This is a genomic window from Actimicrobium sp. CCI2.3 (assembly GCF_035019065.1).
GTDB lineage: Bacteria > Pseudomonadota > Gammaproteobacteria > Burkholderiales > Burkholderiaceae_D > Actimicrobium.
Genome location: NZ_JASJWR010000030.1, coordinates 44,405 through 63,680, shown reverse-complemented (window position 1 = coordinate 63,680; position 19,276 = coordinate 44,405). Strand labels below are relative to the sequence as shown.

15 protein-coding genes, 1 tRNA gene and 1 pseudogene are annotated in these 19,276 nt (G+C 52.9%); 5 read left to right on the top strand and 12 right to left on the bottom strand.

What is annotated here, in order from left to right; genetic code table 11:
- Positions 1-168: 168 nt before the first annotated feature.
- Positions 169-753 (bottom strand): annotated as a pseudogene (locus QN370_RS16235) (amidohydrolase family protein); the annotation flags it as partial.
- A 158-nt stretch (positions 754-911) separates the two neighbouring features.
- Between QN370_RS16235 and QN370_RS16230 the strand changes: the two are divergent.
- The 4 genes from QN370_RS16230 (at position 912) to QN370_RS16215 (ending at position 6,478) form a co-directional block, all read left to right on the top strand.
- Positions 912-1,139 (top strand): hypothetical protein, encoded by a 228-nt coding sequence (locus QN370_RS16230; RefSeq protein ID WP_322128644.1) that lies wholly within the window; start codon positions 912-914, stop codon positions 1,137-1,139.
- 4 nt (positions 1,140-1,143) lie between these two features.
- The gene (locus QN370_RS16225; protein WP_322128643.1) at positions 1,144-1,554 is read left to right on the top strand and encodes a hypothetical protein; all 411 of its coding nucleotides are present in this window, start codon (positions 1,144-1,146) and stop codon (positions 1,552-1,554) included.
- 67 nt (positions 1,555-1,621) lie between these two features.
- Positions 1,622-3,736 carry a type III secretion system outer membrane ring subunit SctC gene (sctC, locus tag QN370_RS16220; RefSeq protein WP_322128642.1) on the top strand — a complete coding sequence of 705 codons (2,115 nt, stop codon included), beginning with the start codon at positions 1,622-1,624 and terminating at the stop codon, positions 3,734-3,736.
- A 429-nt stretch (positions 3,737-4,165) separates the two neighbouring features.
- Complete coding sequence (locus QN370_RS16215; RefSeq protein WP_322129192.1) at positions 4,166-6,478, top strand: NADP-dependent malic enzyme; 2,313 nt, start codon at positions 4,166-4,168, stop codon at positions 6,476-6,478.
- Positions 6,479-6,556: 78 nt separating this feature from the next.
- Here QN370_RS16215 and QN370_RS16210 read toward each other — a convergent pair whose 3' ends face one another.
- The 10 genes from QN370_RS16210 to QN370_RS16165 form a co-directional block, all read right to left on the bottom strand.
- Entirely contained in the window at positions 6,557-7,462 is a 906-nt protein-coding gene (locus QN370_RS16210) for a 5'-nucleotidase (protein WP_322128641.1), read from the bottom strand.
- Positions 7,463-8,835: 1,373 nt separating this feature from the next.
- Entirely contained in the window at positions 8,836-9,153 is a 318-nt protein-coding gene (locus tag QN370_RS16205) for a hypothetical protein (RefSeq protein WP_322128640.1), read from the bottom strand.
- Positions 9,150-9,494 (bottom strand): hypothetical protein, encoded by a 345-nt coding sequence (locus QN370_RS16200; RefSeq protein ID WP_322128639.1) that lies wholly within the window; start codon positions 9,492-9,494, stop codon positions 9,150-9,152. Before QN370_RS16200 ends, QN370_RS16205 begins: the two co-directional genes overlap by 4 nt.
- 236 nt (positions 9,495-9,730) lie before the next feature.
- On the bottom strand, positions 9,731-12,568 hold the full coding sequence (locus QN370_RS16195; RefSeq protein ID WP_322128638.1) for a DUF927 domain-containing protein: 2,838 nt from the start codon (positions 12,566-12,568) through the stop codon (positions 9,731-9,733).
- A complete protein-coding gene (locus tag QN370_RS16190; protein WP_322128637.1) occupies positions 12,565-12,891 on the bottom strand; it encodes a hypothetical protein in 327 nt (108 codons plus the stop codon). The genes QN370_RS16195 and QN370_RS16190 overlap by 4 nt, the downstream gene beginning before the upstream one ends.
- Positions 12,888-13,088: a hypothetical protein gene (locus QN370_RS16185; RefSeq protein WP_322128636.1), complete on the bottom strand. Its 201-nt coding sequence runs from the start codon at positions 13,086-13,088 to the stop codon at positions 12,888-12,890. Before QN370_RS16185 ends, QN370_RS16190 begins: the two co-directional genes overlap by 4 nt.
- A gap of 281 nt (positions 13,089-13,369) precedes the next feature.
- Positions 13,370-13,519, bottom strand: a complete 150-nt coding sequence (locus QN370_RS16180; RefSeq protein ID WP_322128635.1) for a helix-turn-helix transcriptional regulator — start codon at positions 13,517-13,519, stop codon at positions 13,370-13,372.
- Positions 13,520-13,697: 178 nt separating this feature from the next.
- Positions 13,698-14,573: a hypothetical protein gene (locus QN370_RS16175; RefSeq protein ID WP_322128634.1), complete on the bottom strand. Its 876-nt coding sequence runs from the start codon at positions 14,571-14,573 to the stop codon at positions 13,698-13,700.
- A gap of 69 nt (positions 14,574-14,642) precedes the next feature.
- Positions 14,643-15,866, bottom strand: coding sequence for a tyrosine-type recombinase/integrase (locus QN370_RS16170; protein WP_322128633.1), 1,224 nt, complete (start codon positions 15,864-15,866; stop codon positions 14,643-14,645).
- A gap of 175 nt (positions 15,867-16,041) precedes the next feature.
- Positions 16,042-16,126 (bottom strand) — tRNA-Leu (locus QN370_RS16165).
- Between the two features lie 133 nt (positions 16,127-16,259).
- Between QN370_RS16165 and QN370_RS16160 the strand changes: the two genes are divergently transcribed.
- Positions 16,260-18,221, top strand: coding sequence for an APC family permease (locus QN370_RS16160; RefSeq protein WP_322128632.1), 1,962 nt, complete (start codon positions 16,260-16,262; stop codon positions 18,219-18,221).
- Here the strand turns inward: QN370_RS16160 and QN370_RS16155 are convergent.
- Positions 18,218-19,267, bottom strand: a complete 1,050-nt coding sequence (locus QN370_RS16155) for a PDDEXK nuclease domain-containing protein (RefSeq protein ID WP_322128631.1) — start codon at positions 19,265-19,267, stop codon at positions 18,218-18,220. The two genes, QN370_RS16160 and QN370_RS16155, sit on opposite strands and share 4 nt — an antisense overlap.
- Between the last annotated feature and the right edge of the window lie 9 nt (positions 19,268-19,276).

Here is a 19,276-nt window from a genome sequence, read left to right as displayed (position 1 = left end):
AGGACCGTGAAACGACGTTGCGCCGATGATAGTGCGTCAACACGTGTGAAAGTAGGTCATCGTCAGGCTAAGTTACATGCAGCAAACATGAGGGCCCTTCGAAAGAAGGGCCTTTTTGCATTGGGCAGAAAAAAACGAAGGAAAATTCTTCGCGACGAACTGTGCAATCTAATTGCGCACAATCCAATCTACCTCCGCCGGCCTGCCTGGCAGATCCAGCATCGCCGTCGCCGCCGGAGTACGCGATATCATTTTGCCTGCACGGATGACCACCAGACGGGTTGCACGTAATCGAATCGCGTCAACCTTATCGCGGGCCTGCAACAACACCATATCCGCCTTGCATCCGATGGCAATACCGTAGCCATCCAGTCCGAGGATGGTGGCCGGTGCAGTCGTGACAGCATCGAAACAGTTGCGCATCGCGTCCTGGCCGGTCATCTGTGCGACATGCAATCCCATTTGCGCAACCTCCAGCATGTCAGCACTGCCGAGCGGATACCACGGGTCCATCACGCAATCATGCCCGAATGCGACAACAATACCGGCCGCCATTAACTCCGGTACACGGGTCATCCCACGACGCTTCGGATAACTGTCATGGCGACCTTGCAGGGTAATGTTGATCAACGAATTGGCAATCGCCGCCACACCGGCTTCGCGCATCAGCGGGATCAGTTTGGAGACGTAGTAGTTATCCATCGAATGCATCGAGGTCAAATGTGAACCGGTTACCCGGCCCTGCATGACAAGGCTTAACGTGAATGGGTTGAAATTGATGGGGCGTCAGGTAACTGAGGTCCATACCGCAGGCTATCCAACTTCATAAAATTGTTAGTCAAATTGAACTAAAAATCTCCAGGTGCTACTCATGAACAAGGATCACGTAAAAATTACCTTAAGGAGGCTATATGTCGGCAGCTGAACTCAATCCGGTATTTGCACGGTTGGATGCACGTTACGATCACGAGAACGATAAAATTAACGATTACATGGCGAGAAATATGCGTGGAGAAGATCCCGATCCAGCTGAATTTTTAAAATCTTTCCAAAAACGTCTAGTAACGCAACAGGCAACGGAGGCTTACTTAAAATTGTATGAAAAAGGGAAAAAAACTGTAATGAATGAAGCGAAGTGAAATCATGGAAGATCGTGGCATAGATGAAATTCTGGCAAAATTACCTCTAAATGAAACCGTATTGTTTGACGATGTAGCCGTCTGTCTGCAGATATTCCCTGAAGGCGCCGCCTTAAGTACCGAGCTTTCAAATAAATACTCATCTTCTTCTATGTCAAGTTTTCTAGAGTCAGGCTTTGCAATGACACTTTTGTTTGATGCGGGTCTTGGAATTGATGACGGCGACGGAAGATTATTGCTATCGCAATGGTTGCCTTCGGTTAAGTCATGGTGTGAAGCGGAACCAGCGTTAGAAAAAATATTGAATCAACGAGATCGTTATTTCCCTGAACTATTAATAAATAAGACTTCAACACCACATAATTCTTTTCCATTGCGGGAAGAGCAACGTATCCGGAGTTTGCTTGGCCGCTAAATGATGTCAGTTAGTGACACTCATTCACCGAATTTATTCCATACCTACGGCACGAATAGGACAGTTTATGCTTAGCGTAACGCGTTCGATCCCAGGTTTCAGAATCGCGCATTACGCTAGAATTCGTCTGGTTATTTGTTTTGTCATATCTTTTTTCTTGTGTGTTTTGACGGGAGCAAATGCCGCTGTGCCGGTGAGCTGGAAGGATACTGGTTTTGGTATTAATGCGAGTGGAATGACCTTGTCAGATGTTCTACAGGAATTTAGTACAACCTATGGTGTGAAACTTCAAAGTTCAATGCCAATGGGCACTTCACTTCATGGCAGATTTCAAGCTGGTAATGGTTCTGAATTTTTAAATCGATTAGGTGCAAAGTATGAATTTCGGTGGTTTGTCTATAACGATACTTTATACGTTGTCGGTTCCAGCGATGTCACGTCCATGCGCATCGAGGTCGGTGAAGATGCCGTAATGAACTCGAAGGCTGCATTAATTGGTCTGGGATTGTTCGATACCCGTTTTGGATGGGGCGAAATGCCCGACGAAGGAATAGTGCTGGTAAGCGGTCCTAGAAAATATGTTGAATTAGTTCGCGAAACATTATTGCCTGCTGGTGAAAGCAAAAAAAATGTCATCGTGGAAAAGCAGTTGATGGTGTTCCGGTTGAAATATGCCAGTGCTACTGACAGAACGATTAGTACTCGCGGGCAAGCTGATAACGTAATTCCAGGCGTTAAAACTATCCTGTCGGGGCTGCTGAATTCCTCAGATGCACGTAGTTTAATTTCCTCTGAAGATATTTCTGTCAGTAGCGATAAGCGTTCGAGGCAAGGAAAATTGGGGCGCGGCAGTGCGAAAGTACTGACTACCTCCAGAACAGGCGAGTCGAGTCAGGCTCTGCTTGGCAGTAGTCGTGATAACAATAAGGATTTCCGTAACGAAGATGGCGACGGTGACGACCCAAGACGTTCGACTCGTCCAAAGACGCAGGGCGTTCGTATTGATGCTGATCAGTCGCTCAATGCGATCATCATTTATGACAGTGGTGACAAGCGTGCGATGTATCAGGCATTGATTTCCGAGCTAGACATCGAGCCTCAACAAATTGAAATTGAAGCATTGATCGTCGATATCGATCGTACCCAGCTTAATCAACTTGGCGCAGAATGGGGATTTAACTTAGGTAGTATCGGTGCGACATTTAATGGCACTTCCACCGACTCAAAAGGCATGACATTACCCGTATCAGGATCGACGCTATTAATTAAAAATGCAGCAAATTTTTATGCGAGATTGACTGCAATGGAAAATAAAGGTGATGCTCGAGTGCTGGCCAAGCCCACTATTTCAACGCTAGAAAACATTGCCGCTGTTCTTGACTTAAGCCAGAGTCGCTATTTGCCTTTGGTCGGAGAACGCGTTGTTGATCTCGCAAACGTGAATGTCGGCACAATGCTGAAAGTCACTCCACGAATCGTCCGGGAAGGATCACTAACCCGAGTCCGGCTCGATATCAATATAGAAGATGGTGCTTTTTCTGTTGAAGCTGCCAGCAGTACAAATGTGACCCGATCGACGATCACGACACAGGCGATCGTTGAACCAGAACATACTTTGCTGATTGGTGGATATCATTCGGAGGCGAAGACAAAAAATCATCAAAAAATTCCAGTTTTGGGCGACCTTCCGGTTCTTGGCGGCCTTTTTCAGAATAACTCCGACAGTGTGAGTAATCGCGAGCGACTTTTCCTGATCACGCCAAGGATTTCCGGGATGACCGGCATACAAGCGAATCGACAGTCCGCAATCGACGAGCGTGCACGGGAGGTATTGCAAGCAGAACGCGATCTAAAAAACACGCCACAATTGCCGCTTCCGCCGCAACAGGACAAACGCATTACAACACCAGCGGCATCTGGTTCGTTTGTTGAATCCTCCTTGCAACAGCCAGAGTCGAAAGTATCGCCTTCCGTCAATGCTTCCACGGTTAGGGGGCCGGCACCCGCAACCGTTCTGAGGGCACTCAAGCGCGCGCAAGTCAGCGAGGTGGTTGCGTCGAACGACATGATGCCCAATGTGCCTCAACGTACTTTTGTGCAGACAGATGACAACAAGGCTGTTACGACAAAAGATATGAAGAAAGAAAAGCAGAAGGTGCTTTTACTGCGTTATCGGCAATAATTAGCAAAGCAAATATCCTGTACGGTTTCTTTTGACACGACAAGCACTGTTGATAACGCGCTTCCTAAGGTTGATTTGTCGCCCCGTATGTTCGAGTCGTAGTCCGCTCCTCCCTGCTATCACAATCGAGTCAATTGTCGCCCTCTGCGAGAAGTTGCCTGACACAAAATAATCTCGATACATAACTTGTGCCCGATCGTGTTCGCCCCATTAACACCATGATTGAGCAGTTCCGACGGCAGCAATTTGATAACCATCAGATCGATAAAGAGTCGTCGGTAACTGGCTTCATGAGGTGCTTTCCGGCTATTTGCATACGAGGTAATGATTTGAAAAGATCAGCAATGGTACAAATACGTATAAGAACGCACTGTCGCCTCTGCTAAAATTCAAGACCACGTTATGAAACTCAACAGGAAGGCTGCAGAGATGGATTCGATGATCGAGAAGAAGGAAGAAATTCGCCAGCAACTACGTCAGGCTGCTCTCGAGTACCACGAGTTTCCCACTCCCGGCAAAATCAGCGTCACCCCCACGAAACAACTGACCAATCAGCGCGACCTTGCCCTGGCGTATTCGCCTGGTGTCGCTGCGGCCTGCGAAGAAATCGTTGCCGACCCGGCCAATGCATTTCGCTACACCGCACGCGGTAATCTGGTTGCTGTCATTACCAACGGTACCGCGGTGCTTGGCCTGGGAAATATTGGTCCACTCGCCTCCAAGCCGGTCATGGAGGGCAAAGGCGTACTGTTTAAAAAATTCGCCGGTATCGATGTCTTCGATATTGAGATCAATGAACTTGATCCGGATAAATTGTGCGACATCATTGCGTCGCTGGAGCCAACATTTGGCGGCATCAATCTGGAAGATATCAAGGCCCCGGAGTGCTTTTATATTGAACGCAAGTTGCGCGACCGGATGAAAATTCCAGTGTTCCATGATGATCAGCATGGCACGGCGATCATCGTAGGTGCCGCAATATTGAACGGCTTGAAAGTCGTCGGCAAGGACATCAAGGAGTGCAAATTGGTCGTCAGCGGAGCCGGTGCTGCTGCACTGGCTTGTCTGGACCTGATCGTTGACCTTGGATTTCCGATCAAGAATATTTATGTGACCGATCTGGCCGGCGTGGTGTACCAGGGCCGCGTCGAACTGATGGACCCCGATAAGGACCGCTTTGCGCAAGTTACCGACGCGCGGTCGCTGGCTGACGTCATGCCCGGTGCAGACATTTTCCTGGGCTTATCTGCCGGTGGCGTCCTGAAACAGGATATGGTCAAGGGCATGGCAGCGAACCCGTTGGTATTCGCATTAGCTAATCCGACGCCGGAAATTTTGCCAGAGGAAGTCATGGCGGTCCGCGGGGATGCCATTATCGCGACTGGTCGTTCGGACTACCCTAACCAGGTCAATAACGTCTTGTGTTTCCCGTATATTTTCCGTGGTGCGCTTGATTGCGGTGCCACCACGATTACGCGCGAAATGGAAATCGCGTCGGTTCATGCAATCGCCGAACTGGCGCAGGCTGAACAGTCCGATATCGTTGCCAGCACCTATGGCATCGAGAATCTGAGCTTTGGTCGTGAATACCTGATTCCTAAGCCATTTGATCCGCGTCTGATGATGAAGATCGCACCGGCCGTGGCCAAGGCTGCTGCTGATTCAGGTGTGGCTGCGCGTCCGATCACGGACATGCAGGCATACGTTGATCGTCTGCAGCAGTTTGTCTATCACAGCGGTACCTTCATGAAGCCACTGTTCCAGTTGGCCAAGAACGCACCAGACGAACTCAAACGCATCATCTACCCAGAAGGCGAAGAGGAGCGGGTCCTGCGCGCAGTGCAGGTAATCGTCGACGAACGACTGGCCAAGCCAATTCTGGTCGGTCGGCCTGCGGTACTGATGCAGCGGATCGCCAAATTTGGACTGCGTCTCAAGCCAGATGTCGATTTCGAGGTGATCAACCCGGACCATGACGAGCGTTATCGTGACTTCTGGCAGTCATATCTTGCTATCACGCGGCGCCAGGGTGGGACGGAGCAATGGGCCAAGCTCGAGATGCGTCGTCGCCACACGCTAATCGGCGCGATGATGATTCACAAAAATCACGCGGATGGCATGATCTGCGGCACCTTCGGCACAACGGCCTTGCACTTGCATTACATCGATCAGGTACTGGGCAAGCGCGAGGGTGTCAATGTGTATGCCGCGATGAACGGCCTGATTTTGCCGGATCGTCAATTGGTATTGGTCGACACGCATGTGAATGAAAATCCAACTGCGGAACAGTTGGCTGAAATCACCATCATGGCAGCGGAAGAGATGCGTCGATTCGGGCTGTATCCACGCGCGGCATTACTCTCGCACTCCAGTTTCGGCTCTAGCAACTCCGAGTCGGCCAAGAAAATGCGTGCGGCACTGGCGATCATCCAGCGCGATGCGCCCGATCTTGAGGTCGATGGTGAAATGCACGGCGATGCTGCACTCGACAGCAAGTTGCGCAACAAGATGATGCCGGATTCACCGCTCAAGGGAGATGCCAATCTGCTGGTCATGCCAAACATGGATTCAGCCAACATCGCCTACAACCTGCTCAAGGTTGCCGCTGGTAATGGCGTGGCGATCGGTCCCATCCTGCTTGGTTGTGCCAGGGCCGTGCATATCCTGACGCCATCGGCGACGGTGCGCCGTATCGTCAACATGACGGCACTGTGTGTGGTCGACGCGATCGCAGAACGCTAAGAACGGTACTAAAAAAAGCCGGCAGCCAATTTAGCTGCCGGCTTTTTTTTTGCCCGACCGATCCGTATGCGATGACAGTTACAGCAGCTTCAGCGGCACACGGCCAGTCGGCACGATGGTCGATGCCCGATCGCAATGGCCCGGCTGATCATCAAAAAACATATGCGGACGAAATGCGGCCAGCACATCTGACTTCGCCACGCCCCCCATGAAAAATGTTTCGTCTATCGTCACGTCCCAAGCGCGCAATGTACGAATCACGCGTTCATGCGCAGGGGACGAACGCGCTGTCACCAAGGCAGTACGAATCGGACGCGCGCGCCCATCCGCCGCCTTGAAATTATTCTGGATAAATGACAGCGCCTTGAGCAAACGCGCAAAGGGTCCTTCGGGTAATGGCTTCAGTGCGTTCTCACGTTCGTGCCGTTCAAATGCTTCGATACCTTGCGTCTGGTAAATGCGTTCTGACTCATCCGAGAAGATCACGGCATCGCCATCGAAGGCTATTCGGATCTGATCCAGTTCCTCCAATACATTCTCAGGTTTCTGATAGAGCAGGGCAGCAGCCACGCCACTGTCAACAGCGGCTTGCACATCGTCTTCATGCAGCGACAGGAACAGGCTGACATTGAAGGCGTGCAGGTAAGGAGCCAGTGGTGCGCCACCTGACAAAACCGCGCGCGTGATGTCGAGGTCATGGTACGTAATCGAATTAAAAATACGCATCGAGGTTTCCGACGAATTACGCGACATGATGACCACTTCGACGAAGCGCTTGTTGTGCGTCAGTACGTTGAGTTTCAACAGAGCCCGCACCAGTGCGAAACCAGCGCCGAGTTGCAGGATTTGATCTTCATGATCGATCTGATGCTGGCGGTAGGCTTCAAGTCCGTGCTGCTGAAACAGCGCTTCTTCGACTTCAAGGTCGAACAATGCACGAGAAGAAATTCCAATGACCAGCAACTGATCGAGTGATACCGGCATCGTGGCTCCAGGGATGAAATTACAAAAGCAGCAGGCGAAAAAAAACAGGCAGGTAACTGTATATAAAATTTATACGATTAACTGACTGTTCAATTTGCTTGATGTCGCTTGGATCTACTCGAATACGTTTGGTGCGGGAGCCGGAACCCCATTCACGCTTGAAACCCGCATAGATGCTGGGTTCTAAGAATCAAATAAAAAAAAGTACCAACAAAAATACCAACAAAATTGAATGTGTCTCTTATTTGACACGCAGCAAGACAGGATAATACCGGATAAGTCAGCGTTGCTTACGTGATGACTGGTTGATCCCTTATGAATCTGATCGGCATCGAAAAACATGAATTTTGAGGACGAAAAAAAATAGGTTCGATGACGGTCAGGAGCCGAGCCGTTTAGAGTTTTCCACTCCCCCCGGCCTGGGTGCAATGTCGCGCCGTCATCGGGTCGGCTTCGTCCTATCGTTTCAGCCATCTTGAAAAATAGTTTCATTACGCGGTTGTGTGCGCAAAGAGGCATACACGGTACCCGCTTTAACAAGGTTTTGAGTTTTTACCCGCCTACCCGCTTGCGGCTACATGGTGTTGTTTGAAACCTGCCCCATGCAATGACTCACAGCCTCGCCACGCTGTTTGATTAATTCGACGGCGCAACTCCTACCCGTAACCTCCCCGTGCCGTAGTTCAGTTGTAGCGTTCGAAGCTGACGCAATAAATGGCGGTTTTCTTGGCTAGCTAGCCTTGGCTAATTCTGCCGGTCTCGCGCGCGCACGCGAGGCGTTTTGTGGGTTAGCGTTTAACTGAAGGAGCGAGACGGTCCTGCGCGCCAGCAGTCGCAGACTTTTTACCCGCCTATGCCGTCCGTCCATCATTGACGGCCCGATCTGTGCCATTCGGTTTGATTTTCGATGCTGGCGAAATTGATTCTATTTCATCCTACTTTAGATTGAACCTTACTGTTCCAGGCCGTCAAGCTACTGCATACCCTTGCCGTAACCTTGCCGTTCGATGGCATGAACCCTTGCTGTAATGTTGACGTTCGATGCCCCGAACCCTTGGGGTAATGTTGGGGTTCGGTGATCCTTCATGGTGTGGCGTTTCAATATGCCTGGCGAACAGTCGGCAAGGCATGCGCCTTTGATTGAAGTTGATTGTTTTTCAATGGCGACACCAGCCGATGCGCCAATAGAAACGACCCAGCATGTCAACCGGCTTGGATCGAAGTCCGTCGCCCCTGATTCGGGGTTCTCGGTGCTTTTGCTGCATCCCCGCTGTTCTCTGCAAAACACCTCGCCGGGTTGCGCTTGTACCGTCCCGCCGAACTGGTGTTCCGAACTGACGGTCTCGATAGTCGTTACGCTGTAACAGTCGGCGTTACTGTCTCATGCGACCGATGACGGTATCCATGGTGGCGCTTCCTGCCGCGTCGCATGCGGCCTGCATCATCTCCACCATGCGCGGCCCTGATTCGTTGCGTGCCAGCAGTGTGCGCAATATGTCTTCGTGCGGGTAGCCATTGGTCCGTGCTGCCGATAGCACGTCATCAATCAAGCGCGTGAACTTCTGTATACCTGCGCGTGACATAGTTGCCCGATCCTCGCCGTACACCATCCCGGCAATTATCAAGATGACGCCAGCCGGTGAAACATCGTAGCCGTCGCCATTCGGTTTAAACATCAGTTGAGCACTCACAGTCGTATCTCCTTGAACAGTGCCATCACGTCAATGAACGTGGCTTCGTCGGCATGTGCCGGGTTATCAGATACCCATAGCGCCGCCGCCGTGATCGCCTCATCAAACAGGTAGCCCCGCGTCGTAATCAGTCGCCATGCAATGTTATTGACACGGTGCAGGTCGTCGGCTGGATACCCGGCATCAATATCGGATTGCACCAGGTCGAACCGGAATTGACAGAGTGATCCGGCAAGCTCGCTGTTTTCTGGCGCATAGTGTTTTTGCGGTGTCAGTGGTGTCAGTGGTGTCAGCGCACCGTCAAACCCCGCATGGTTACTGGGTTTGAAGCCATTCGTCATCGACTGACACCTGTTTTTATCGTGGTGTCCGTCGGTGTCAGTGGTGTCAGCCGATGGCATTCTTTCGCGTTGACTGACACCGCTGACACCTGCCACTTTTCCCGGTGTCAGCCGTGCTGAATACCCGCCAGCCTTTATGCCTATTGGGTTTGCGCCACGACTGACACCACTGACACCGCTGACACCGCTTATTTGCACATTCTGCAATTTGGGTTTGAACGCATCAAGCCACATGGTCATGCCTCCCACATTTTCGGAGTGAAGACATAGCAGCGCGTGACGCCCATATCCGGCAAGGTCTTCCGCTGCGCCGATTTACCGTCACCATCCGGTGCGAGCCATCCCGCATCTGTCAGCACTTTGGAAACGGTCTTCATGTCGAACCCGGCGCACACGTCGCGCTTGTAGGCTTCCGCCAGTACGAAATACTCCTGGCCGTCGCTAGCCGATTTTCTGAACCCGGCCCGGTTGATCGTGATTCGACTTGCATCGGTCATATCAGAAAACCTCGATTCACCATGTGATTCAAAGAACGCTTTCACACTGGAGAGAATCGCCGTTCGTTCCTGATTGCCACTGCCTCCCCGACTATCAAGCCATGATTTAAAACATGTTGCCGATGCCGCCACCGCGTCACCTTGACGCCAGCCTGTAATGCCTGCGCCGGTAGCGTATTCGCCAGCAATAGCGATCACCGCAAACTTGCCACACACGCGCGCCGCCTGGCCTCCTGCATCCGCTGGCAAATTGTCATCCACAAAGGATTTCATGGCTTGCTTGAGCGTTGCCGGGAAGGTGTCCGGCTCCTGAGTGATGCGCTCCAGGAAAGCAATTGCTGGCGTTCCGTAATAGCTTTGCGTCGCCTCCTTGATGGCATCCGACAGCATCGCGCCACCTTCATAGTCCCGCAAGTCTTCAAACAAGCCGTGACCGGCCCCGGCATCCGCCGCAATGTCGATCATGCGCACCTCTTGCCCGGCCTTGGCGATCTTGCCGCCATCGCGCATGTGTTGCGCCAGTCCGATTTCTCCCGAACTGATAATCATCAGTCGCCACGTCTTGCGCTGCCTGGCGTCGCCTGTTCGTGATGCCCGGCCTTTACCAACACCGTTGCCGATCATGTACACAATGTTGCCGACTTCTTTCGGCTCTACCTCTGCCATTTCATCAAGGATCAGCGCCGCGTCATTGTGAAGTGCGCACGTACCTTCCAGTGCATTGCCGGTCGCTCGCCAGCTTTGCTTGAAGGCCGGACTGCCATACACCGAAGCCGCCACCAGTTGCGCCGTGCTCTTGCCAGTCGAACTACTGCCGACAAAGTGCAAGCCGCCCGACTCTTGCCCGGCATGGCGAAGAATCATTCCAGCAAACGATGCCGACACCGCAAATATCAAACGGCTGTTCCCGATGCAAAGCTGCCCTACGTTGTCGCGCCACTGTTGAAGGTCACCGCCTTGCACGTACTGGCACACCGTCTTGTTTTCCGACTGGTACAAAACGACTTCGGTACTTTCCCCGATGGTGCGATCTGGCATGACGAACACGTTATCGAACCATCCGGTTTGTTGAACGCATCGCGCCCGTTCCTTTGGTGTGCTCTCGATCAGATATTCGGAAAGGCGGTTCTTTGCTGCCATGCCGGAACCGATCTTTAGTCCGAGTCGTGACAATTCCCGCCGCATGTCCGAACCATCGCCCGAAAGCAATTCCATCGGGATAGCCCAATGGTGATACACGCCGTCAGCATCATGGAATGCGATCACGCGGCCCCAATTCTCCGAAGCGCGGTCACGTATCAAGGCGGTCACGCGTAACGGCTCACAGACTTTCATCGGCTTGCCTGGCTTCTCGTCGGTGCCTTCCGGCGTATAGAAAACGCCAGCCTTGGAAATGCTGAAGCCGAACGGCAAACCGCTGGCGATCTGCGCCGCCTTGCGTGCGTCCTTCTTCGCTTTTTCTCTGGCTCCGATCTCCGAGACTGTCAGCGTTCCGTCCCCGTTTTCCGACGACTCGCCACCAGCGCCCGGCATGGCTCCATCAATCCGGGCCTTGACTGCTTCCAGCCCGAACATTGCCGCCATGTCGTTAAAGTCATTTTTTTCTGCCTCGCGATCCGGCCCGAAGTCAGGAACCGCCAGCAGTCCACCCATTGCCGCCGCTGCCCCGATAGCATGGCGATCTGGTGCGCCGGTCTTCTTATCCAGGTCAGCAGCAAGCACGATCACCGCGGCCGGGTAACGCTGGCGCATGGCTTGCGCTACCTTCACCAGATTACCCGCCGACAGTGCCGCAATGCCGTGCTGTGCGCTTGCCTGAACGACTGACAGCGTAGTCGCCACGCCTTCGCATATCGCCAGCGTCAGGCCCGTGCCGTCGCCCTCTGGCAAACGTTGTGCCGCCCAGTAGCCGCCACCTTTCGCGCCGTCCTTGATGGCATGCTTGCGCCCGTCGCCGTCGATCAATTCGCATGTGCTGATGGCCTCGCCAATCTTGACGGGGATCACCAGTAACGGGCCGATCAGTAGATCGTCGTTTTGGTGTGGTGGATACCCGATAATCGCCACGGCATCAGCAAGGCTGATTGCTTTGATCGTCGCCACTTGTGGCACCTGTTTGAGCACCAGGTAAGGATGATCTGCCGTTGCCAGTACTGGTGTCGCGGTCGCCCACAACTTCACAGCCTTCTTTGCGCCGCGTGCGTATTTAATGGCGTTTTCGATCCGCTCCGACTCGTCCTTGTTGGCTTTTTCTATCGCTCGTTGCGCGATCTCTGCCGGTGTTCTTGTGTAAGTGGTGCCGGTGTAAGTCCAGCCGTTACCCGTCGCTTCGTGGCGCAGTGTGCCGATGCTGATGCCGCCACCCGATGCGAAGCTTTTCCACTTTGTTCGTGCCTCGCGCTCGTTGTACTTATCGTCACCTTGCGCCCATTCGCTCCACACGGAAAAGCCATCTTCACCAGGCATTTCAGAACTAACCGCCATCCCCATTTTTACGTAAGTGTCGTAGTCGCTGGATGGAATGAAGGACAGTGCGGAAGCAATCTGGTCGCGGTCCATCGTCATAGTGGCGTTCATGGCTTGCCCTCCTTGTCTACTCTGTGGATGCATTTTTCAGCGTCAATTGCCAGCATGTCGGCGGATGCCACGACAAAGCGCAACAGCCGATCAATTGCGTTCGCGCCCAGTATTGGCGGGGTGCCGTTGTCGCGGTCTGTCTCACTGGAATGGATCAGGTCAATACAAGTGCTGATGCCCTGGCAAATGTTCATCGTCTTTTCGGCAAACATGGCTTCCGTGTTGTGCTGGATGGCGTCATGCAGGAAGGTGAACCGTTGATAAATCGCCTTTGGCTCTACTTGCTCTACGGTCTGATCCGCTGGCTTCTTTGGGGCGCTCATGCTGCACCTCCGATCAGTGCGGCCAACTGGCTAGCAATGTCATTAGCAAGGCTGGAACAGGTCGCCAGCGTCGTTTGATAATCCACAGCAGGGAGGATGCCGATTACAGCAAGCAATGCGCCCAGCGCGTCAGCTTGTCCGGCAATGCGGGTGATGGTTTGGAATTGTGCGGGTGTGGTGGTGCTGATGGTCGTCATGGCATGCCTTTGGTGTGGAATTAATCCGCGTCCCACTCTCAAATGGGGTGAGCGGCAAATGACAGGGTTGAGAGACCGGAACACCAAAGGAACCCGGCAAGCCCGAAGGCTTCCCCGCCACCGCCGCCCATAGGCATGCGACAACTGACGCACAAGAAAAAACGGCATTGCGCCGTTTGTGCGCTTTGATGTATTCAGGCTCTCAACCCTGGCTCCCTCTTTTTCGGGAACAGTCGGAGTATCAGTCCGGTCGTAGTGATGCGTCAAGCGGGTGGTGTGAATCATTGCGCGGCCCTTCCACCGCGTTGCACGATGAAGGCTTCGACTTCCGCCGCATTCCAGACTGTGACGGAATCGCCCAGCTTGAACGGCTTGGGAAACTTGTCTTCCCGAACCCAGCGCCAGATAGTCGCCGGACTGACTGGCAGCATGCCCTTACTATTTTTGGTGGTCGCAATGTCTGCGACTCGGATAACTCTCTGCGACATGGATTACTCCCCAGCGGCACGATATAGCGCCATGGGAAGAATCATTATTGATGCGTTGAATTGAAGCTATACCGTCAACTAAGCACGGTATATCCAGTGCTTAGAAGAAAGTATGTTGTGCTTAGCACGGGTTACTTTTTTGGGCTTTGATATAGGCGCGAATCCATTCAAGTGGCTTTGAAGTAGTAGGGTACAGGTCACCGTTTCCATATTTCGACATTGCGACAATTTGCGGCGTGATTATAAGTGCTGCGGCTGGCGCTGACTTCTCTGTTCCAGAGAGGTACATCCGGACTGTTTCATCTTCCAATGTTTTGAATTTGGCCGCCTTTGCATCGCCGCCGGACTTGGCGCGAAATTTTTTTTCGTTTCTTTCACTTTGCGCGCTTCGAATTCTCTCGTCACTCGCATTAGAAAGAACTAAAAATTTATTTGCCTTCAATAATCTATTAACGATTTCTTTTGTGAATCCGTCTTTTTTAATTTCAGATATTGAAAAATCAAGCATCAGTAATATACATATAGCGGCTACTTGTGCAGGTCTTTCTGGTGGAAAAGGCGTTGAAGAATCTTCAATTATCGGGTAACCCCAGCAAGCTCCCCAGAAATATGTCTCCCACATATCGCCGTAAATAATTTTTGGAAATTGCAGCGGGTTAAATTCACTCTCGCAAGATTTTAAATAGTAGTCATAAGAAATATTTGCAAGTCGAATAAATTCTCGGTTATTTAAATCCACTTCCTTGTATAGCAGTAGTTCATCATCTGATTTATTCCAGTAACAGCAAATTTTCGTTGTGTCGATTACTAGTGAAAATAAATCATAGCCGAATTCTTTTATGAATTTTTCGCTGTTCTTCTTTTCGAAGAGTTTTTCTGGGTCGAAATTTTTAAAAATTGATTCATACATTGATTTCGGGAAGTCTTCTGGTTCAACAACACTCCATAAAAAATTTTCGATCATTGCCGCCCCTTTCCCCTTTGAATCGGAAGCCATGCCAGCAGAGTAAAAGGGGCAACACTCTGTTTTCCCGCCGTCGCGGTAGGCATGGCTAAACTGGTGACGCTATGCGGTGCCGCCTCGAAGCTGAATCACGTCCGCCCCGGCCCTCAATTTGTCCAGGTAATCCGCCCATCGTTGCATCATGTCGCGCCGTGCCGGTAGGTGCGCCGTGCGGTTGTAGGCGCGTCCGTTTGCGTCTTTGACGGCATGGGCTAGCTGGTGCTCGATCAGGTCAGGGCGTTCGCCCATCACTTCATCCATGATCGTGCGAGCGGTTGCCCGGAAGCCGTGGGCGGTCATCGTCTCTTTGCTGTAGCCCATGCTGCGCAATGCCGCATTGATTGTGTTTTCGCTCATGCAGCGGTCAAAAGTGCGGATGCTGGGGAAGACGTATTTTCCCTGCCCGGTCATTGCCTTCATGGTGCGCAATACCTCCAGCGACTGCGCCGACAACGGAATCAAGTGGTCTTTCTTCATCTTCATTTTTTCGGCGGGGATAGTCCACTCTGCCGTGTCCAGGTTGATTTCCGTCCATTCAGCCGAGCGCAATTCACCAGGACGAAGGAATACCAGCGGGGAGAGTTTCAGCGCTGCCACCGCATACGGATGGCCGGTGTAATTGTGGATCGCCCGAAGCAGTCCTCCCAACTCGTGAGGATCAGTGATTGCGGCACGGTTCACCTCGACCGCCGCCGACAGTGCGCCCTTTAAATCGGTGGTCACGTCGCGCTCTACCCATCCTGTCCCCGCTGCGAAGCGGAATATCCGTCCGCAAAGCTGCTTGATCTGGTGTGCCGAACTGACAGCGCCTCGCGCCTCGATCTTCTGAAGCATCAACAGCACGTCAGGTGCTTTGAGTGTGGAAATTGGCCTTGAGCCGATGTAGGGAATCACGTCTTTTGTGATCCATGCCGACAGCTTGATGTGCGTACTAGCTGCGCGTGCGCTCTCTGTCTTGGCTAGCCACGCTTGCGCCACGTAGGCGAAGGTCTTTTCCGCTGCATCCGCTCTGGCTTGCTTGTCCTCGCGCTTTGCTTGGCCGGGATCGACTTTGCTAGCCAGCAATTCCTGCGCGTCGTCGCGCAACTTCCTTGCCTTGAGCAATGAGACTGCCGGATAGGTGCCGAGAGCCAGCGTTTTCTGCTTGCCGTCAAAGCGGTAGTTCATGCGCCAGTATTTACCCGTGGCACTGACCAGCAGATACAGGGCTTGGCCGTCCGCGTGCTTGTCGCCAGCCTTCGCGCCGCCATGCTTGAGTGACTTCACTTTAATATCTGTCAGCGCCATATTCCCTCCGGTTGTTGGTATGCGTTTTTGCTGGTTTTGGGAATACCAACAAACATACCAACAAAGCAATGGCATCTGATGCTACAGGGTGCAACTGCTTGAGACAACAAAAAACCCGCTGAGCTAGATGCAGAGCGGGTTTTGAGACTTCTTGATACGGTATAAAACATGTTCTTGGTGCCGGGAGCCGGAATCGAACCGGCACGCCTTTCAGCGCGGGATTTTGAGTCCCGTGCGTCTACCTGTTCCGCCATCCCGGCAACGCAGGCAGCATTATGGCTTATTAAGTTGTGCGGGGCAACCTCGCTGACCGGCTGATTTCGCCGTGGTGCCATAAACTTCAAGGTATGATTTCGCTCTGATCATAACAACCGCATAGCCCGGTCACCACCGATGAATCGTGGGAAAACAATCCGGGAGTTTTTCCTGGGCAAAGCGCTTGATCCACTGAAAAGCGAAACACGGCATTCGCTTGCACTGGTGGCTTTCCTCGCATGGGTCGGATTAGGGGCCGATGGGTTGTCCTCTTCGGCTTATGGGCCGGAAGAAACCTTCCGGGCCCTTGGTCCGCATACCCACCTTGGTCTCTACATGGCCATTGCCACAGCGCTTACGGTGTTCATCATTGCGCTGGCCTACAACCAGGTAATCGAGTTGTTCCCAACCGGCGGTGGCGGTTACCGCGTCGCGTCCAAACTGGTCGGGCCGTACATGGGATTGATCGCCGGATGCGCGCTGATCCTCGATTACGTGCTGACGGTGGCCATTTCGGTCGCAGCCGGCGTTGAAGCGCTGGCCTCGCTGTTACCTCTTGGTTTTCATGCCTACAAGTTATGGACGGAAGTGGTGGTCATTGGTCTGCTGATCATATTGAATTTGCGTGGCATGAAAGAAGCCATCAAAATTCTTTTGCCGATTTTCCTAGGTTTCGTGGCGACCCATTTGTTCCTGATTGTCTACGGCATCATTGCCCATGCCGGTAATTTGCCCGAGCTGGTGCCCAACACGCTTGCCGAGACGAGCCAGCTAGCGGGCAACATCGGCTGGATAGGCGTGTCAGGCATGTTGCTGCTGGCCTACTCGCAAGGCGGCGGAACCTACACTGGCCTGGAAGCGGTGTCCAACAACGTCAATATCCTGGCAGAGCCGCGCGTCCATACGGGCAAGATGACGATGTTCTACATGGCGCTATCGCTGGCGTTCACGGCCAGCGGCATCATTTTGCTGTACCTGTTGTGGAATGCCCGTCCGATCGAAGGTCAGACGCTCAATGCGACGACATTCAAGGCCATCATTGACAGCCTCGGCATGGGGCCCTGGGGCAGTCAGTTGAGCCTGATTGTCGTACTCGCATTCGAGGCGGGCTTGTTATTCGTCGCCGCCAATACCGGTTTTCTGGGCGGCCCTGCGGTGCTGTCGAACATGGCGGGCGATTCATGGGTGCCGCATAAATTCCGTTACCTGTCGACCAGGCTGGTCACGCAAAACGGCATTCTGGTGATGGGTGTCGCCGCACTCGCGATTCTGTTCTGGACCCGTGGCAGCGTCACCTTGCTGGTGGTGCTGTATTCGATTTCGGTGTTCCTCACCTTCGCCATTTCACTGTTCGGACTATGCCTGTACTGGTGGCGTCATCGTAATGAGCTCGAGCATTGGTTGCGCCGCTTCCTGCTCTCGCTGCTCGGATTTTTAATATGCTTCAGTATTCTGATCGTCCTGCTGGTAGAAAAATTTACGGAAGGCGGCTGGGTGACAGCGCTCATCATCACGGCAATCGCGGCGCTGTGCATTTACATTCGTAATCACTACAGCCAGACCAAAGAAGCGATCCGCTCGGTCGATCAGGTGTTCGCCAACCAGCCGTTCGGACCGCATGTCGGTGCGATCGAACCCGATCCCGAAAACCAGACCGCCGTCTTCATCGTCGGCACGTCGCGTGGTGGCGGTTTGCATGCACTGCTGTGGGTGCAGCGCATGTTTCCGCGACATTTCAAGAACTTCATTTTTGTTAATGCGCGCACCGTCGATTCGCATGCCTATGGAGGCGAAGGAGCCGTCGAACTGATGCGGGTCGAAGCCAATGCCACCCTGAAGTTTTTCGTTGATTTTTGCCATAGCCACGAGATGGCGTCGGCGTCCTCGCTGGGCTTTGGCACCGATGTCGTTGATGAGGTCACCCATCAATGCGAAGAAATCAGCCGGACTTATCCGAATGCGATTTTTTTCACCAGCAAACTGATCTTCGAGGCCGACAACTGGTTCATCCGCCTGCTGCACAATCAGGCAGCGCTGGCGATCCAGCGCCGCTTGCATTTCGATGGATTGCAAATGGTGATTCTGCCGATGAAGGTCTAGCACTCCGCGTCCGGCAGGTGCCAGTCTTTCAGGCGCTCTGCGATTTCCTGTTCGGTAGGAAGCAAATTGCGATAGGCCTCCGGTAGACGTGAACTGGTGCCATAGGTAGCGACGCCGATTGGCATCGTGGTTGTCTTGAGGGCGTATTCGACCACCGTGCGGTTCTTGCTCTTGCATACAATGATGCCGATCGCATCGTTTTCTCCTTCGACCTTGACATGCTCGTTCAAGGCGACCAGATAGAAATCCATTTTCCCTTTGTACTCAGGCTGGAATTCTCCGACCTTGAGCTCGATGGCGATCAGGCTTTTCAATACCCTGTGGTAGAGCAGCAAGTCGATATAGAAGTCGCTGCCGCCGACGGTCAAGCGGTACTGGTTGCCGACAAATGCGTAGTGCGGCCCCATTTCAAGAAGAAATTGACGCACTTTGCCGAGCAGCGCCGCTTCCAGCTCACGCTCTTCGTGGGCCTCGGCCAGTTCCAGGAAAGCAAAGGTGTAGTGATCTTTCACTGCCAGTTTGGCCTGACTGGCCACGGCTTTGGGTAGTGCTGCATCGAAGCTGGTCTGGTTCAGCAGATATTTCTCGAACGACTTGTTGTCGATCTGGTGGTCAAGTACGCGGCGGGTCCAGCCGAAGCGGGCGGTGGCGCGCAGGTAGAACTCGCGCTCCTGCGCGTGTTGGCAGCGGTCAAGGATCAGCGTGTTTTTGGTCCATGCCAATTCTGCAGCCAATGGCTGCAGAATTGGCATGTCCTTGTATTCGCGATAAAAAATGCGCATGTACCAAAGATTACGCACCGAGTAGCCACTTTTTTCGCCAAACTCGGCACGCAGATCCCGCGACAGCTTTTCGACTACGCCTTTGCCCCAACCGTCAGCGACCTGTCGCTCCTCGATCAGCTTGCCAAGGTCCCAATACAGCGCGATCAACTCCTTGTTGACAGCGCGTAGCGCCTTGAACTGGGCTGAGTGGATGCGGGATTTCAACGTGGATAAAAAACTGCCGTAGTGCGATTCGGACGGGATCGGGGTGGCTTCTGCCATGGCGTCGCT

Coding starts and splice junctions, on each gene's coding strand:
- QN370_RS16230 (WP_322128644.1), top strand. CDS start 912: ATGTCGGCAGCTGAACTCAATCCGGTATTTGCACGGTTGGATGCACGT.
- QN370_RS16225 (WP_322128643.1), top strand. CDS start 1,144: ATGGAAGATCGTGGCATAGATGAAATTCTGGCAAAATTACCTCTAAAT.
- sctC (WP_322128642.1), top strand. CDS start 1,622: ATGCTTAGCGTAACGCGTTCGATCCCAGGTTTCAGAATCGCGCATTAC.
- QN370_RS16215 (WP_322129192.1), top strand. CDS start 4,166: ATGGATTCGATGATCGAGAAGAAGGAAGAAATTCGCCAGCAACTACGT.
- QN370_RS16210 (WP_322128641.1), bottom strand. CDS start 7,462: ATGCCGGTATCACTCGATCAGTTGCTGGTCATTGGAATTTCTTCTCGT.
- QN370_RS16200 (WP_322128639.1), bottom strand. CDS start 9,494: ATGACGAATGGCTTCAAACCCAGTAACCATGCGGGGTTTGACGGTGCG.
- QN370_RS16195 (WP_322128638.1), bottom strand. CDS start 12,568: ATGAACGCCACTATGACGATGGACCGCGACCAGATTGCTTCCGCACTG.
- QN370_RS16190 (WP_322128637.1), bottom strand. CDS start 12,891: ATGAGCGCCCCAAAGAAGCCAGCGGATCAGACCGTAGAGCAAGTAGAG.
- QN370_RS16185 (WP_322128636.1), bottom strand. CDS start 13,088: ATGACGACCATCAGCACCACCACACCCGCACAATTCCAAACCATCACC.
- QN370_RS16180 (WP_322128635.1), bottom strand. CDS start 13,519: ATGCTGCCAGTCAGTCCGGCGACTATCTGGCGCTGGGTTCGGGAAGAC.
- QN370_RS16175 (WP_322128634.1), bottom strand. CDS start 14,573: ATGGCTTCCGATTCAAAGGGGAAAGGGGCGGCAATGATCGAAAATTTT.
- QN370_RS16170 (WP_322128633.1), bottom strand. CDS start 15,866: ATGGCGCTGACAGATATTAAAGTGAAGTCACTCAAGCATGGCGGCGCG.
- QN370_RS16160 (WP_322128632.1), top strand. CDS start 16,260: ATGAATCGTGGGAAAACAATCCGGGAGTTTTTCCTGGGCAAAGCGCTT.
- QN370_RS16155 (WP_322128631.1), bottom strand. CDS start 19,267: ATGGCAGAAGCCACCCCGATCCCGTCCGAATCGCACTACGGCAGTTTT.